Source organism: Kitasatospora sp. NPDC093558 (genome assembly GCF_040683475.1).
Taxonomy (GTDB): Bacteria; Actinomycetota; Actinomycetes; order Streptomycetales; family Streptomycetaceae; genus Kitasatospora.
This window is the reverse complement of record NZ_JBFBDY010001113.1, coordinates 1-1,531: the sequence shown is the minus strand read 5'-3', so window position 1 is coordinate 1,531 and position 1,531 is coordinate 1. Positions and strand designations below refer to the sequence as shown.

Annotated in this window: 1 protein-coding gene and 1 pseudogene; both read right to left on the bottom strand. The window is 77.4% G+C overall.

What is annotated here, in order from left to right; genetic code table 11:
- Nucleotides 1–445, bottom strand: a pseudogene (locus tag AB0O00_RS38970) (hypothetical protein); the annotation flags it as partial.
- A gap of 24 nt (nucleotides 446–469) precedes the next feature.
- Complete coding sequence (locus tag AB0O00_RS38965) at nucleotides 470–1,207, bottom strand: LPXTG cell wall anchor domain-containing protein (RefSeq protein ID WP_363659410.1); 738 nt, start codon at nucleotides 1,205–1,207, stop codon at nucleotides 470–472.
- Nucleotides 1,208–1,531 lie beyond the last annotated feature (324 nt).

Below are 1,531 nucleotides of genomic sequence, written 5' to 3'. Positions count from 1 at the left end.
CCACCCCTGCCGACCGGACGCCGGGCACCGGCCCGGAGCCGGTCCGGATCGGCGGCGCCGAGGCCGGCCCGATCGCCTCCGCCGGCCGCGCGGCCGGTGCCTGCGGCTCGTCCGCGTCGAGCGCGTCCAGGCGCAGCACGAGGTTGCGCGGCACGCTCGGCCGCGGGTGGTCGGGCCAGTGGCAGTCCGTCGCGCGGACCTGCCGGGTGCGCCGGCCGGCCGTGGTGGTCACGGGCCCGGGCACGACCTCGGCGTCCGGGCGCCAGCCGCGCCCGGGCCACAGGTGCTCCAGGCGCATTTCCCACGTGTCGGCGTCGACGGCGAGGGACTCCCACACCCGGCCGACCAGCACGAGGGTGCCGTACGGGGTGCGGACCACGGCCCGCTGGTCGAAGTCGGCGTCCTTGCCGACCACCGTGATCCGCCAAGCTCCGTCGACGAACATCCTCGTCCCTCCCCGGACCTGCCGTCAGGCCTTGCGGCGGGCGGCGGCCTTGCGGCCGGCCACGACGAGGCCCGCGCCGGCGGCGAGGGTGGCGGCGCCGGCCACGGCGAGGGTGGTGCTGCCGCTGCCACCGGTCTGGGCGAGGGCGGGCGCGGCGCTCGCGGAAGCGGAGGCCGAGGCGGAGGCGGAGGCGGACGGCGTACCGGAGGGAGCCGGTGCGGCCGTCGCCGGGGTGCTCGCCGACGGGCTGCCGCTCGGGGCCGGGGTACGCGTCGCGGGCTGGGTCGGGGTCCCGGTCGGGGTCGACGGCACGCTCGGCGTCCGGCTCGGCATCTGGCTCGGCGTCCGGGTGGGCGTCTGGCTCGGGCTCGGGGTCGACGGCACGCTCGGCGTCCGGGTGGCCGTCGGGGTGCCGGACGGGCAGAGCGGCACGTCGGCGATCTTCTTCTCGATGTGGGTGTCCGCGAGGGAGTAGCGCCACTGGTCGCCGTTGCCCGAGTAGCTCACCGTGACCTTGACGGTGCCCCGGCCGTCGACGGTGCCGTGGTACTCCTCGGTGCCGCCGATCAGGCTGAGGGTGTAGTCGCCGGCGGACGTGTAGTTGTTGCCGAGGACGAGCTCGACGTGGCGGGCGTCGGGGCGGCAGCCGGCGGTCAGGGTCGCGTCGCTCGGCTTCCACGCGTAGGCGGTGCCGGTACCGGCCAGCGCCAGGACGGCGACCGCGCCACCAGTGACCGCGGCCGCGCGGCGTACGTGCTTCATCGTGTGCTTCTCCTTGGTGGGTTTCATGGGCCACGAGGGCCGCCCCGCGGCGCCCGGCAAGGGGGGAGAGGACGCGGGCGCGCGGGGCGGCGAGTCCGGCCGTGGGCGACCCGTGACGGCGGGCCGGGGGACGGCGATGCACCGGACTCTCTCCAACTGGAACGGCCCGCACCCCGCCCCCGGTTCACCACCCCACCACCCCTCTCTCACGGCCCGCCACCCCTCTCTCACGGCCCGTCACTGCCGCCCGTCGCCCCCGCCGCGTCACCTGCCCACGGCGTAGCCCTGCATGCCGCGCGGGTTCGCGCCCGCCGACAGGACGCC

Excerpts from the sequence above, each read along its gene's own strand:
- AB0O00_RS38965 (WP_363659410.1), bottom strand. The coding sequence starts at position 1,207 with ATGAAGCACGTACGCCGCGCGGCCGCGGTCACTGGTGGCGCGGTCGCC.